Raw genomic sequence first — 14,302 nt, 5'->3', positions numbered from 1 at the left:
CATTTGGTAGCTCTATGTGAGCAATTTGGTGTATGCCAAAAAGGGCTACTTTGATTCAATCTTCTTTAACATTTCCATTTGTTTTGCTTGATTATCGTATAAAACTTTGATTTGTTCTTGCACGAGTAAATCAATTTTTTGGTGCAACGACCGTATTTCTAATTCTGCTTTTAGGTTAATCAAATAATCATTTTCGCTGCGTTTTCTATCCTTTTCTTCTTGTCTATTTTGGCTCATCATAATTATGGGAGCTTGCAACGCGGCAATACACGAAAGAATTAAATTCATCAATATGAATGGATAAGGGTCGAATTCATCACCTTTTGGGGCGGTAATATTAAAAACTATCCAAACTGTTAAAATGACTAAAAAAGAAATTATAAATGCCCAACTTCCACCAAATTTGGCAACTCTGTCCGAAATTTTTTGCCCCCTACTCAGCAGCTCTTTGGGAGGATTTAATAGATTTTGGGTAATCAACTCCTCTTCCTGCAACGATTTTCTTACAATCTCCTGTAGTTTTTCTATTTGTTTACTTTCGGCCTTTAACAAATTTGAAATATTCTTATCCATTTTTTATCCTTTTTCCTTCAATTGTCCAAGAATTGATTGCCCGTTCTTTTTTAACATTCAACCAAAACTTATTGTTTATAAAATCAATCTGTACACACCATGTGAGCACCAGTCAAAAATAAGTATTAATCGTTTGTTTTCATTTTTGTCGTTTGCATTGATTTATCAGATTTGAGCCGATTTTGCTCATTAACCTTCCTTCTCCCCCACAATGGCATAAACCATTGGTATTTTATCTCCGAAATGTTTAATCCGAAATTTATTTGGGGCAAACTCTTCTGTGTGTCGAAAGCATGGATAGGGCGAATAGTCGTATTCGCGAAAAGTCTCAATCTGAACGTTATTATTCATCAATGCAGAAAGGATTTCGGCCATGCCATGATTCCAACCTATAGATGGTAACGAAATGGGTGCATCTGTGTCTGCATAGCTGCCTTCGTTTTGCTCAACAATTGGTTGGGCATTAAAATAACGATATGTAACTTCTTTAAAATCATCGTCATACATCCATACCACCGGATGAAAATCTGCCATCACAAATTGGTCACCAGGCTTTAAAAAATGGGAACTTTATAAAAGGATTATTCCTCTCATTTGAGGGAAATAGTAGAATGGTAAAAGCAAATAATCTGCTTGGAAATAAATATGTTAAAAGGCCGACTCCAGAAGTTCTATCAAAGAGTTTTCGATTTTGTAGATACCCTTCGATAGAATGCCTTTGGTTTCAGGATTTTTAAAGTAATGTTCAACCATATTTTTCATATTTACAAGGGCTACCTCATTACCTCCTTTACAAAAAAGTAACAAATCTCTGGTTGGAATTGCCATGATTAAATTGTTACCAAAATTTCTATGTAAATTAGCCAAAACTCCAGAACTAAGAATTAAAGATGATTCAAACTCTCCGCCTGCCATTAGCATAATAACATCTTCTGGGTCACTCTGCAATTGAATATTATCTAAAATATCTTCTTCAAGATTCCAAATTGCGAGTCTTAATAACATCTCGACATCAAAATGAGGATATTGCTCAAAAAAATCGCCATTCAAGTATTGATAATATGAACCAACATCACGTACAAAAACAATTGTTAAATCATCCGATAGGAAGTCTTGATATATAAAGTGTCTTTCATCAGCTTCTATAAATTCCCCTTCAGTAATTTTGTTTTCTTTATACATTGCATGATTCAAATTATGTTTTAGTCGTGGGTAAATTTTGAAATCTGGTTCCACTTGAAAATCAGGATAAAATTCATACCATAAATCGGGATTATCGGAATCAGAAAGTTGAAAACCATTTACCCTAAAAATGTTCCACGCACCTTCTTCCATTTCCGTTCGAAACTGCTCAATTCTCCAGCCAGTCACACCTCTGAAGATTCTAATGTCCTTGGTAGAGAACTTTTTATAATCCAGCCAAGTAAACACCTCTTCTATATTCGAACTAAAATATATTTTGTCAGAAATTTTAACATTCGATTTTAGTAAAGTATCATATTTATTAAGAACAAAAATTTTATCTTCTTGAGCTGGTCCTCCGCACATAATTGGAAAATCTGAAGAATTAAAATGTGAATGCCAATCTTTAAGAGTTAAACCAACCGATTTATTCAAGATAATTCCGGAAATACTTTTTTCATTTTTATTAAGTATGAGAATGACTGTCTTTTCAAAAAGGTTATGTGTTGCATAAGGCTTTGAGACAATTACATCACCTCGAGAAAGTTCTTCGAAAGTCAACGAAGTTTTAACAATTGGGTCTTGTTGTTTGCGTTCATTTCCGTTGTCTGATTTAAAAAAGTTTTTAAATATTTTCATTATTAGGTTACGATTATTAAATAAATATGCTCCATATTATATTTATGCTAAATATTAGGCCGAATTTACAAATTTTCATATTTGCAAAATCACCAAAAGTTATTTTTATAATTTTTAAGTTTTACTTATCATTACTCACCCATTCCTCTCCCCCACAATGGCATAAACCATCGGTATTTTATCTCCGAAATGTTTAATTCGAAATTTATTTGGGGCAAACTCCTCTGTGTGCCGAAAGCATGGATAGGGCGAATAGTCGTATTCGCGAAAAGTTTTAATCTGAACATTATTATGCATCAATGCAGAAAGGATTTCGGCCATCCCATGATTCCAACCTATAGATGGTAACGAAATGGGTGAATCTGTGTCTGCATAGCTACCTTCGCTTTGCTCAATAATTGGTTCGGCATTAAAATAACGATAAGTAACCTCTTTAAAATCATCGTCATACATCCATACCACCGGATGAAAATCTGCCATTACAAAGTGGCCACCGGGCTTTAAAAAATGGGAAACGACTGAAGCCCATTTCTCAACATCGGGCAACCAGCCAATGGTGCCATAAGAGGTAAAAACCATATCAAATTTTTGATTCAATACATTGGGCAATTCATATAGGTCAGAACAAATAAAGGTGGATGGAACATTCATTTTTGCGGCCATTTCCTCTGCCATTTTTATGGATGCATCCGAAATATCTGCTCCGGTTACCATTGCCCCCAAGCGAGCCAACGAAATGCTATCTTGTCCAAAATGACATTGCAAATGAAGTATGGATTTACCCTTGATATCGGTTAAAAATTCCATCTCAATCTCATTCAAAGAATTTCTACCCTGCATAAAACTTTCGTTGTCATAAAAATCCGAATCAATATGACTTTCGGTTCGCTTATTCCAAAGGGCTTTGTTAATTGTTTTGTAATCCAAATTCATCTCAACACAAAGATATGGAGTTCAATCATACCTTTTTGCCTGTGGCTAAATCGTTCGTTGAAGTTATTTTCGCAGGCATGATTTCTATCGAAAAATTTGAGTTTAATCCTTTTGCGGAAAACACCTATATACTGTTTGACGAAACCAAAGAATGTGTGATAATTGACCCTGGGTGCTATGATGCCACCGAGCAACAACTACTTTCACAATACATTGAATATGAAAAACTTAAACCGAAATTTTTACTCAACACACATTGCCATATCGATCATATTTTTGGCAATAACTATATCAAACAAAAGTTCGATATACCATTTTATGCCCACGAGATGGATATGCCTGTACTTGAATCGGGGCATCGCACAGCAATGTTGTATCAATTGAGTTACGATGAATCACCAAAGCCGGATGCTTTTTTGGATGTTTCAAAAAAGATTAGCTTTGGAAACTCCGAATTATCCATGCTTTTTACTCCAGGTCACTCACCGGGAAGCGTGTGCTTTGTGGCAACCGAACAGAAATTTATTATTGGTGGCGATGTGCTTTTCCGTCAAAGCATTGGTCGCACCGATTTGCCTGGAGGCAATCACAAAACGTTAATCGAATCAATAAAAAATCAACTTTATACATTGCCGGATGAATTTGTCGTTTATCCTGGCCATGGCCAATCAACCACCATTGGTTTTGAGAAACAATACAACCCGTTTACTCGTTAGCTTGAGCCTTCTTTTTGTTTACTCTGCTCACAATTAGAGCAATAATTGTTATGACCAAAAGCCCTAAACGTATAAAAAGTCGGGTATTATTTTTCTTTTCTCTTGCCTGCTGTTCGGCCATAAAGCTATCCAGATTTCGCTTGTTCTGCTCAATAAATTCTTCCATTTGAGCCTTCCTTTCTGCCTGACTCATTTCTTCGATTGCCTGATTTAATGAATCGGTTTGAGCTGTAGTTTCATCAATTTTTTGTTTTAATTGCTCAATTTCTTCATCCATCTCCATAGTTGGTGGTTCACCACAAATTCCGGATTTCGGAAACGAGATAATCAAAACCGTCACCATCAAAATCAGTTTAAAACTTTTCATAACCTAAATAATTTTTATTACAGCCAAAATAAACATAAGGTTTTAGAATAAAAAAAGCCGGACTGAAATCCGGCTTTTTTTTAAATGCTGAAAGGCAGATTTTTAATTGATTGTGACAACTTTTACTTTGCCATAACCCAATCTATCCAGCCCACTTTTAATTTTATACTGATGCCCTACCACAACAATTAGCATGTGTTCAGGCTCAATATATTTCCTTGCCAAGGCATTAACCTGCTCAACTGTCAATGAGTTAATAATAGCCTGCTGTTCGCTGATATAATTTTTTGGTAAGTCGTTTTCAATGATTGAGGCCAAAAAGTCCAATTTTTGAATTGGTCTCTCATAACCCAACGCCTGACTAAGCATCATGGAGTTTTTGGTAAAAGACAACTCATCCTCTTTGATTCCGCCATTTTTAAACTCAATCATTTCTTTCATTAATAGCATAATAGTACTGTCCGTAGCTTCTCGTTTGAAATTGCCACTAAAAACGTAATTGCCATAAAAATGATTTGCTCCAAAGTTTGAAGATGCACCGTAAGTGTATCCTTTAACTTCTCTAAGATTATGATTTAAACGACTATTGAAATTGCCACCAAGGGCAAAATTCATTGCATTTGCTTTAAAATAATCTCCATTATAATCATAAGTCAACGAAGGATATCCGGCCAAAATAACGCTTTGCGGAGCATACGGTTTGTCCACCAAAACAATGGTTGTTTTGGCAGGTTTTATCGGTTGAGGTAATGCCGGAACAGTGACATTTTTATTTTGCCACGATTTAAGAAAATCAAGTTTTGCAAGCATTTCCTTTTCGCTCAATGGCCCAATAGTGGAAACCTTTGTAACGTTTGGAGAATAAAACCTGTCGTAATAGGCTCTACAGTCGCTTATGCCAATGGAACTAACACTTTTAAAATCTCCGCTGGCTGACTGAGCCATGATACTTTTTTTGCCATAAACAATGGAATTGTATGTAGAAGAAGCCATCCAGTTTGGATTTTTCTTTTGATTATTCAACGACTCCAAGGTTTGCTTTTTAATCCGTTTAAAGTCAGATGCATCAAAACGAGGAGCAAACAACGCATCCTTCAACAATTCAATAGTTGCATCAATATTTTCAACAAGGGCTTCAACATACACCGTGCTTGACGTGTTTCCACTGCCAAAGCTGATGTTGCTTCCCAATTTCTCAAGTGCTGCACTAAACTCTTCCGTTGTCATTTTGGATGTACCCTCGTTTAAAAGATCGGCCAAAAGAGAGGCCGTACCCACCTTTACAGTTTTATCGGCTTCCATTAAATGACCACCTTCTATATCAAAATAGATATACACTTTTTTCATGTCTTCTGATTGAGAGCCAATGAGTTTTAAACCATTGTCAAATTTTGATGTATAATATGAAGGTACTTTTATTGTTTTAGAAGCCGCAGCTTGAGGTTTTTGTGCACGATTAAAATCATCCTTTGGTGGATTGTAAGTCAGACCTTTGTACTGAATGTCTATGGTTTTTTGCTGGCCTGCGTGGGGGTTTACACTTTTACTTTTCTCATTATCCGATTTATTGCCCGATAAATCAGGAGAAACAGTAAGAATAACTGCTTTTTGGTTTAACACATATTTCCTAAACACCCGCATAACATCGTCGGTTGTCACATTTGCGTATCGAGCCATTTCATCGTCCAAATTGAAGCCATTTCCTTTCATCATATTCCAATGACTTAACAGCATAGCCTTGTCTTTAACAGAGTTGGTTTGATCAACAAAATCAGCCTTTAGGCCCGTTTTTATCCTGTCCAAATCTTCTTGCGAAACTCCATTTTTTTCAAATTCTTCTAAGGTTTGATTGATTCGTTTTTCTATTTCGTCAAGACTCAACCCTGCATAAGGAGTATATACGGTAATTTGAAAAAATCCGGCAAGTTCAAGAGAAGTATAAGAGGCATCGGCATGAATGGCCTCTTCTGTTTTGACAAGATTTCTGTAAAGAATTGAGTTATTTGACCCTCCAAGTAATCTACTCAATATAAATAAGGCTGCATCATCTTTATGATATTCTGGAACTGTTGGGTAGTTAACTACAGTTTTAGGAGCCCAAATATTATCCAAGGTTCTCACATATTTGCTAAATGGAAGTGCAGGAGCTGTAGCCCGCATTGGCCGTACTTCTGGACACTTTTGAATGGTCCCGAAATATTTGTTCACCCATACTTTTACCTGCTCTGGATCCACATCGCCAGAAACAACCAACGTGGCATTATTTGGTCCATACCATCTTAAAAAGAAATTTCTTAAATCATCGAATGTAGCGTCATCTAAATCGTCAACAAAACCGATAGGCATCCACTCATACGGATGGTTTGGAAACAATGACTTAAAAATCTCTTCATCGACCATACCATAGGGCTGATTGTCGTATCGTTGTCTCTTCTCGTTTTTCACAGCATCTCGTTGATTGTTAAATTTAACTGTGTCAAACCCATCAAGGTGAGTACCCATTCTATCAGCTTCTAACCAGAGCATCGTTTCTGTAATATTGCTCGGTGCCGTGTTGTGATAAACCGTTTTATCAAAACTCGTAAAGGCATTGTTACTTCCTCCGGCTTCATTAATAATTTTCATGTGTTCTTCCTTCTCCACGTTTTTCGAGCCTTGAAACATCATGTGCTCAAAGAAGTGAGCAAACCCACTATTTTTAATGCTTTCACGGGCAGAGCCTACGTGATATGCCACTTGCACGTGAACAATTGGGTCGCTATGATCTTCATGAATAATCAATGTCAAATCATTGCTGCTCAATTTGTATTTAACATACGGAATGTTGTTGCTTGAGGCATCCGGTTTTACCTCTTCAATTAGCTCAAATTGGGCAAACCCATACTGCCAGCCTCCAATCAATAAACCCACAAGGGCAAATAATTTAAAGTTCTTCATTAAAATAATCAATTATTTTTTAAAATCGCTCAAAGATAATATGCCGATGGTTTTGAAAAACACGGTTTCGACAAAAAGACGATTTTTGCTTTTAAACGGTTACTCGTATGAAATCCACCCACTGGGGATGCCATGAGTTTTGGCGTATCCCAGTATTTTATCGGCTTCTAATTTGGTGCGGGTGGCATAAACGCCAACCCTGTAATATCCGTTGCTTTGAGGCAAAATTTTCACAATCGGATAATCAGCCGCAATCAAGGAGGCGGCTCTTTCTGCCAATTTTGGGTCGAGGGTGGATATAGCCACCACATAATAAGCTTTTGGCTCATCATCGGTTTTATACCCTGTCAATGGGTCAAATCCTTTTGGCTTGTATCCGTTTCCACCAATTTTTTCAACTGGTTCGGTCGTTTTAGTGGTGTTTTTATTGTCTTCAGAATTTACTTTTGACTCATCGGTTGTTTTTACTCCATCATTTTCATTTTTAGCTACGTCCTTTTGTCCATCAACTTTGTCTTTTTGGTCAGAAGTTTTGTCATCGCTATGGCCGTTTTGTGCTGTTGTGGTCTTTTCCCCCGTTGTTTTTTCGTTGGTCGGGTTTGTATTGGTTTTGTCTTCTGAGTTCTTTGTTTCAATCGTTTTTGGATGTGTAGGGTTTGTATTTTCGTCTTCTTCACATTTCACTTCTACTACCCTATTCGATTTTAGATAGTCAATATCGGCTTTTAGACTAATAAGTATATCTTCAAGCTCCGAAACCAATTCGACAATCGAATCGTTTACCTGACCGCTTTCCGACCAATTTTCAGGGCAACCGTGTCTGGCATCAATTCCGGCCAAAGTAGGGCAATCATCGTCTGCATCGGCTATGCCATCTCCGTCATAATCCTTTTTGTCATTATTATTTGGAGAAATAATTTGCTTTTTAGAAATGGTTTGAGCATAGCCTAATCTGTATTGAACATGGGTGTCGAAATCACCATTAAGCTGTTGGTCTAACGCTACACCTAAGGTAATAAAAGACTTGGCTCCAAGTCGGGTATTGAATCCGAGGCCATATTCGTTGCTTACCATTATTGGTTTCCATCCAAGACTTCTATAATTTGTGTGATAATTAAAATTATACCCAAAAGATAAAAATGGTGCTATCCTCGCATTTTGAGGAAAGAAAAAGCCATTGTTTAATTTCAAAATCAAATCGGCATCCAGGCCAACTAAATATGATTTTCTAACCAAACCATGCTCCTCCATATTATTAAGCAAAAAACCGTTGTTCAACCCTGCATTTAATGCCCAACTTCTGCTAAAACTTCGGGTGTATGAAAGTCGGATTGATTGGGATAGCGATGAGTCAAAACTGGTTATTTTTTTATCAAGAATTCGCACATTATAATCATGAAAATCCTGATTTATACCAAAGCCATGTTTGGTAAGCACTTCTTGCCCAAAACCGAGCAATGCCAAACTAAAACAAATCAGTATTGATAGTAGTTTTTTCATCTTTTGTAGGACAAAGGTATCTTTTGCTCAACATTTTATCAACAAACGAGGGCAAAAGCTAAAGTAACATTATTAACCCCTACAATTTTTAAGACTATTATTTTATACAGCCAATATTCGACCAAAGTGTTCTGTATCTTTGAGCCAATCAATACATCAGTATATGGAATCGTATTTAGAAAGCGTAATAAAACAAGTGGAATACTACAAATCTTTGGCTGACAAAACTTTTAGCCAAACAACTGATAATGAGATGTTTTGGCAATATAATTCTGAAAGTAACAGCATGGCCATCATTGCAAAACACTTGGCAGGAAACATGCTCTCTCGATGGACGGATTTTTTGACTACCGATGGTGAGAAAGAATGGAGAAATCGGGACACTGAATTTGAGATGCTTTTTAAAAGCAAACAAGAAGTTTTGGAATATTGGGAAAAAGGTTGGAGCTGCTTTCTAAACACTCTTCAAACTTTATCTGAGCATGACTTAGATAAAATTATATATATCCGAAATATGGGTCATACGGTAATGGAAGCCATCAACCGCCAATTGGCACATTATCCATATCACATTGGTCAGATTGTTTTTTTGGGCAAAATGCTCAAAAATGAAAAGTGGCAAAGTCTCTCCATTCCAAAAGGAAAATCGGATAGTTATAATTCAGAAAAATTTGCAAAACCAAAAGAGAGAAAACACTTTACAGACGATTTGTAGCCTTATTTAGGTACATAAATTCTAGTTTTGTCATATTCTTTATACTCAATCCAGTGTTTCCAACCGAAATTTGAAATTAACGCCAGCGGGAAAACAGGAATTAAACTGATAGAAAAATTATCTTTTTGATTGAAACAATAATCATATTCAAGCTCAAAAGCATACCAAACAAACTTCCACTGCCACTCTTTTCCTTTTTTGGTAGTATATTCATTAAAAAATCCGGAAGAGGTGTATTTGCTGCCAAATCTATTCCACGACTCGCGGAAAACAAATGTAGGGCCAATGCCAAAATTGATTCGATGTTTATCATCTTTATACAACATAACCCTCGCCCCGATATGACTTACAGACATAAAGCCATTTGAGCAGTCGGCCAAAAAGCCCTGCATCACTTTAACAGAGTATAAATCCTTAAAAACAAATTTTTCGTACCCGCCAATGGCTCCAACATTTACCACCAATCGGGCGTTTTTATCCAATTTATTGGGCTGTAGCTCGGCGGTTGGGTCACCTTTTGGGTGACTGGTTAATCCAAAATATTTAAGTGTAAAGGCAGATTGAGCTTGTGCAAAAGAGATGCAAAGGCCAATCAAAACCAAAAACCCGATTCGCATTATTTTTTGGCTAAAAATAACCAGATACAATAAACAAGAATGTCTAAAACCCTCTTTATTAGTTTGTTAATCAGCATATTCGATTTATGCCTTTCCACAAATTTCGGTGAATTTTGATAATACCAAGAAACAAACCTTCTTCCGTAGGCGGTTTTTAAAAGCACAACATCTCTGTATTTTCTCAAAATCATTACCTCTTTTGCCTCCGACGAACCATAAACCATGGTTGCCACATAACAGCTACTCGAATTGTTACTATTAGAATTGTTGCTACTGCTGCTGTTAGAGCTATCCGACCCGGCAGAAGTCAAAATGGTAAAAAATATCAAAATGACTATTCCTAAAAAGATACCCAAAATCAAACCGATCAGAATTATAAAGGCAGCAATTACCCCATTATTGTTTTTTACAGCAAGGTTCACTTTACGAATCTTTTGAGGGGGTATTTGCACATCGGTGTTGGGTGAAAGACTCGAACTATTATCAACAAAAAGTTGAATGGTTTTTAGCTGCTCTCGCCGTGTTTGATTTCTAATTTCAGCAAAACTATCTTCCGGAATTTCATTTAAATGTCCATTAATCGTAGATACCCGATTGGTAAAACTATCTGTTGTAAGACTAACATTTTCAAGACGATAAGTGTGGCTACTATCTGAAACCAGATAGACATATTTATCGTAGTTTTCCTGCCATTTTTTTTGGCTTATAAAAGCATCGGAGGTAACATCCGTTTGACGATAGCCGGCACACGAAACAAAAAATGCGATTACAAAATAGCCCAAAACTTTGTTAAAAACAGTGTATTTCATCGCACATATACTTTAAAAGTTGTTCAACAAATTAAATCATTTTTTCGATGTTATGTTAGAATTTCCAAGTTCGATTGATGATTTTCATGGCTCTATTTTGAAATCCGGCACTTTGTTGGTCGAGGTTCTCCGAAATCACCGCTACCAATTCATCGTATAACTCCGGGTATTTTTTTGAGATGTTATATATGGTTGTCATGGCAAAAGTGCGAACAGCAATTGGATTGCTTTCATCTTGTAAATAATTGAACGCCAAGGTTAAAACCGCCCCTGTTTGCTCATCTGTAAACCGGCAATTTTGAAAGATTCGAAAAATGCAGCGAACAATGGCATCATGTGCCGGGGCATTCAGCCGACTAATCAAACGAGGAATATAAGGCACAATCAAAAAAGTATTTTTATCATGAACAAACCTCAAAATCTCCGCCGATCGGCGTGCTACCCGCTCATTCTTCCCAACCAAAAATTCAACAAGATAATATATCAATTCCGGATTTTGAACGCAATGCTCGGCCATAATTTTCCAAGATTTACCATGAACACAGCCTAACACATCTTGTTCAAAATCCTTTAGATAAACTGTCATAAAGCGAAAATAAAAAATCCCTCCCAATCGGGAAGGATTTTGAATTGATTGGAGGTCGGAACCGGATTCGAACCGGTGTAGCAGCTTTTGCAGAGCTGAGCCTAGCCGCTCGGCCATCCGACCTTTTGTTAAAATCGAACCGCAAAACTAAAATTTTGTTTTAGTTTTAATTTAAAATTTTTGAAAAAAGTTGATTATCCGATTTACACCCCATTATATCCAAATTTAGAAGCATTGCGGTATATATATTCTTATCTTCGCGGCCATTAAAAATAAACAAGAAGCAGTATGACAGGATTAATAATGGCCGGACAGTTGATTTTATCATTGGCCATTTTGGTTACTTTCCATGAGCTTGGGCATTACCTTGCTGCCCGTGCATTTGGCATTCGGGTAGAAAAATTTTATTTGTTTTTTGATGCCTGGGGCAAAAAATTATTCAGTATAAAAAAAGGTGACACCGAATATGGTATAGGATGGTTGCCCATTGGCGGCTATGTAAAAATAGCCGGAATGATTGACGAATCGGTGGATAAAGAGCAAATGAAACAGCCTCCACAACCCTGGGAGTTTAGAAGCAAACCGGCATGGCAACGCTTTATTGTAATGATTGGCGGTATTGTAGTTAATCTTATCCTGGGTTTTCTATTTTTGGTTATGGTTATGAAAGTTTATGAAAAGGACTACGTAACTATAGACACAGTAAACCAGGAAGGGATTTTGGCAGGTGAAATAGGCGAAAAACTGGGTTTTAAAGATGGCGATAAACTGATTACCCTTAACGGAAACACCTACGAGCGATATGACGACTATATGGGCATGGAGGCCATTTTTGGCGGAGATATGGTGGTGGAGCGAGATGGAGAATTGAAAACCATTACCATTCCAGATACCATTTTCAGAATCTTAAAATCAAACCGAGGAGCACTTATTGGAACACACGAAAGTATTTTTATAAGCGAATTGTCTGATGAAGTACCGAATGCTAAAAATGCAGGATTGATGGTTAATGACAGACTTGTTTCTATTAATGACACAGCCATACGAAATTTTGCAGAACTAAGCGACAAATTAGCCAAAAACAAAGGAAAAGAAATTTCTGTGGGCTATGTGCGAAATGGCGAAATAAAACAGACAAAAGCCCAAGTTGACACTGCCGGAAAACTGGGTTTTGGGCCAGAACTCAAAATTTACGAATCGGCAAGAACAAAATATAGTCTGGGTTCGGCAATCAAATATTCTCTTAAAGAAAGTTGGGACAATATATACTTCAATGCCGTTGGTTTAAAACGAATTGCCACCGGAAAAATCCCTGCAAATCAGGTGAAAAGTGTTATTGGTATGGCAAAATTCTTTGGTGGCACATGGGATTGGCATCGGTTCTGGAGCATGACAGCCATGATTTCGCTGGCTTTGGCATTGATGAATGCCCTGCCTATTCCGGCTCTCGATGGTGGCCACATGTTGTTTCTAACTTGGGAAATGATAACTGGAAAACCGGCCTCAGAAAAGGTGCTATTAGTGGCTCAATACATTGGTATGGCACTACTTTTAACCTTGATGGCGTTGACTATGGGCAACGACATTTGGAATCTTATTAAGGGAAATTAATTCATTGAAAAATTTCTTCGAACATTTTGGAGTTGAAGTTTCCTTTCTACCTGATTTAGAAAAAATAAGGAAACGATACCTTCAAATTTCGAGAGAAAACCATCCGGATTTTTCGGTGGGAAACAGCGATGAAGATTATGAGCAAGCCTTGATGGCTACTTCCCTCAATAATCAGGCTTGGAAAACACTGAATGATACAGACGAACGGATAAAATACGTCCTCGATTTGTTGAATGTATCCCTAACTCAAGAAGATAAACTATCCACCAGTTTTTTGATGGAAATGATGGAATGGAACGAGCGAATAACAGATGCTCAAATGGAGGAAAATATGGAAGAAATAAAAAATATTTCAACGGATTTTGCACTAATCGAAACACAAACAAATGACCGACTTATGAGCAAAATAGAGGCTTTTGAAAGATCCGGCGACAAAAATATTTTAACCGAAATCAAAGAAATTTATTTACAGCGAAAATATATTTTGCGATTACGAAACTCTATTGATAAATTTGCAGCCCTCTAACGGAGAACTTCATTCAAAAGTTAGAGCGTTGGTCTCTCAAAACCCAACATAGATTTGCCCAGGTGGCGGATCCCGATAGCTATCGGGAGGTAGAGCGTTGGTCTCTTAAACCCAACAAAGATTTGCCCAGGTGGCGGAATTGGTAGACGCGTTGGTCTCAAACACCAATGATAGCAATATCGTGCCGGTTCGACCCCGGCCCTGGGTACTAAAGCTCTGAGCAATCAGAGCTTTTTTTATTAAATCAACTATGGCATTTGTTTATATTCTTAAATCTGAATCTCTCGAAAAATTTTATGTTGGCAGTTGCATAAACCTCTTGGAGCGATTGGAAGAGCATCAGTCTAAAAAATATCTCGGCTCATTCACAACGGCGGCTTCTGATTGGCAACTTGTTTTTAAAATGGATAATCTGGATTATTCCCAAGCCCGTAATATCGAGGCTCACATCAAAAAAATGAAAAGTAAGGTGTATATTGAAAATCTTATCAAATTCCCCGAAATGACTCAAAAGCTAATTGTGCGATTTTCAGAAAAACACCAATGATAGCAATATCGTGCCGTCCCGATAGCTATCGGGACGACGCGGCT

General features: G+C 37.1%; 15 protein-coding genes and 2 tRNA genes. 6 read left to right on the top strand and 11 right to left on the bottom strand.

The window, feature by feature from the left end; translation table 11 throughout:
- Nucleotides 1-45: 45 nt before the first annotated feature.
- From H6607_03955 to H6607_03940, 4 genes are all read right to left on the bottom strand, one after another.
- Complete coding sequence (locus tag H6607_03955; protein ID MCB9261505.1) at nucleotides 46-573, bottom strand: DUF1003 domain-containing protein; 528 nt, start codon at nucleotides 571-573, stop codon at nucleotides 46-48.
- 189 nt (nucleotides 574-762) lie between these two features.
- The gene (locus H6607_03950) at nucleotides 763-1,107 is read right to left on the bottom strand and encodes a hypothetical protein (protein MCB9261504.1); all 345 of its coding nucleotides are present in this window, start codon (nucleotides 1,105-1,107) and stop codon (nucleotides 763-765) included.
- A 114-nt stretch (nucleotides 1,108-1,221) separates the two neighbouring features.
- Nucleotides 1,222-2,394: a YqgE/AlgH family protein gene (locus tag H6607_03945; GenBank protein MCB9261503.1), complete on the bottom strand. Its 1,173-nt coding sequence runs from the start codon at nucleotides 2,392-2,394 to the stop codon at nucleotides 1,222-1,224.
- Between the two features lie 135 nt (nucleotides 2,395-2,529).
- Nucleotides 2,530-3,327, bottom strand: coding sequence for a class I SAM-dependent methyltransferase (locus H6607_03940; protein ID MCB9261502.1), 798 nt, complete (start codon nucleotides 3,325-3,327; stop codon nucleotides 2,530-2,532).
- A 77-nt stretch (nucleotides 3,328-3,404) separates the two neighbouring features.
- Here H6607_03940 and H6607_03935 point away from each other — a divergent pair, with 77 nt between their 5' ends.
- The gene (locus H6607_03935; protein MCB9261501.1) at nucleotides 3,405-4,043 is read left to right on the top strand and encodes an MBL fold metallo-hydrolase; all 639 of its coding nucleotides are present in this window, start codon (nucleotides 3,405-3,407) and stop codon (nucleotides 4,041-4,043) included.
- On the opposite strand, the gene H6607_03930 is transcribed toward H6607_03935, so the two are convergent.
- The 3 genes from H6607_03930 to H6607_03920 all read right to left on the bottom strand — a co-directional run bounded on the left by H6607_03930 (nucleotide 4,033) and on the right by H6607_03920 (nucleotide 8,847).
- Nucleotides 4,033-4,410, bottom strand: a complete 378-nt coding sequence (locus H6607_03930) for a hypothetical protein (GenBank protein MCB9261500.1) — start codon at nucleotides 4,408-4,410, stop codon at nucleotides 4,033-4,035. The genes H6607_03935 and H6607_03930 overlap by 11 nt on opposite strands.
- Before the next feature lie 102 nt (nucleotides 4,411-4,512).
- Nucleotides 4,513-7,347, bottom strand: a complete 2,835-nt coding sequence (locus H6607_03925) for an insulinase family protein (GenBank protein MCB9261499.1) — start codon at nucleotides 7,345-7,347, stop codon at nucleotides 4,513-4,515.
- A gap of 99 nt (nucleotides 7,348-7,446) precedes the next feature.
- A complete protein-coding gene (locus H6607_03920; protein MCB9261498.1) occupies nucleotides 7,447-8,847 on the bottom strand; it encodes a hypothetical protein in 1,401 nt (466 codons plus the stop codon).
- A 163-nt stretch (nucleotides 8,848-9,010) separates the two neighbouring features.
- On the opposite strand from H6607_03920, the gene H6607_03915 reads away from it, so the two are divergent.
- Nucleotides 9,011-9,562 carry a DUF1572 family protein gene (locus H6607_03915; GenBank protein MCB9261497.1) on the top strand — a complete coding sequence of 184 codons (552 nt, stop codon included), beginning with the start codon at nucleotides 9,011-9,013 and terminating at the stop codon, nucleotides 9,560-9,562.
- A 2-nt stretch (nucleotides 9,563-9,564) separates the two neighbouring features.
- Here the strand turns inward: H6607_03915 and H6607_03910 are convergent, their stop codons facing one another.
- From H6607_03910 to H6607_03895, 4 genes are all read right to left on the bottom strand, one after another.
- On the bottom strand, nucleotides 9,565-10,179 hold the full coding sequence (locus H6607_03910; GenBank protein MCB9261496.1) for a hypothetical protein: 615 nt from the start codon (nucleotides 10,177-10,179) through the stop codon (nucleotides 9,565-9,567).
- Complete coding sequence (locus H6607_03905) at nucleotides 10,179-10,988, bottom strand: hypothetical protein (protein ID MCB9261495.1); 810 nt, start codon at nucleotides 10,986-10,988, stop codon at nucleotides 10,179-10,181. The genes H6607_03910 and H6607_03905 overlap by 1 nt, the downstream gene beginning before the upstream one ends.
- Before the next feature lie 55 nt (nucleotides 10,989-11,043).
- Nucleotides 11,044-11,574: a hypothetical protein gene (locus H6607_03900; GenBank protein MCB9261494.1), complete on the bottom strand. Its 531-nt coding sequence runs from the start codon at nucleotides 11,572-11,574 to the stop codon at nucleotides 11,044-11,046.
- 49 nt (nucleotides 11,575-11,623) lie between these two features.
- Nucleotides 11,624-11,697: transfer RNA gene (locus tag H6607_03895), tRNA-Cys, on the bottom strand.
- A 165-nt stretch (nucleotides 11,698-11,862) separates the two neighbouring features.
- On the opposite strand from H6607_03895, the gene rseP reads away from it, so the two are divergent.
- The 4 genes from rseP (at nucleotide 11,863) to H6607_03875 (ending at nucleotide 14,258) form a co-directional block, all read left to right on the top strand.
- Nucleotides 11,863-13,185 (top strand): RIP metalloprotease RseP, encoded by a 1,323-nt coding sequence (rseP, locus tag H6607_03890; protein MCB9261493.1) that lies wholly within the window; start codon nucleotides 11,863-11,865, stop codon nucleotides 13,183-13,185.
- 4 nt (nucleotides 13,186-13,189) lie between these two features.
- Nucleotides 13,190-13,711 carry a Fe-S protein assembly co-chaperone HscB gene (gene hscB, locus H6607_03885; GenBank protein ID MCB9261492.1) on the top strand — a complete coding sequence of 174 codons (522 nt, stop codon included), beginning with the start codon at nucleotides 13,190-13,192 and terminating at the stop codon, nucleotides 13,709-13,711.
- Nucleotides 13,712-13,835: 124 nt separating this feature from the next.
- Nucleotides 13,836-13,919, top strand: a tRNA-Leu gene (locus H6607_03880).
- A 42-nt stretch (nucleotides 13,920-13,961) separates the two neighbouring features.
- A complete protein-coding gene (locus H6607_03875; protein MCB9261491.1) occupies nucleotides 13,962-14,258 on the top strand; it encodes a GIY-YIG nuclease family protein in 297 nt (98 codons plus the stop codon).
- Nucleotides 14,259-14,302 lie beyond the last annotated feature (44 nt).

This window comes from Flavobacteriales bacterium (genome assembly GCA_020635395.1).
Lineage (GTDB): Bacteria > Bacteroidota > Bacteroidia > NS11-12g > UBA9320 > UBA987.
This window is presented reverse-complemented; position numbering and strand designations above follow the sequence as displayed.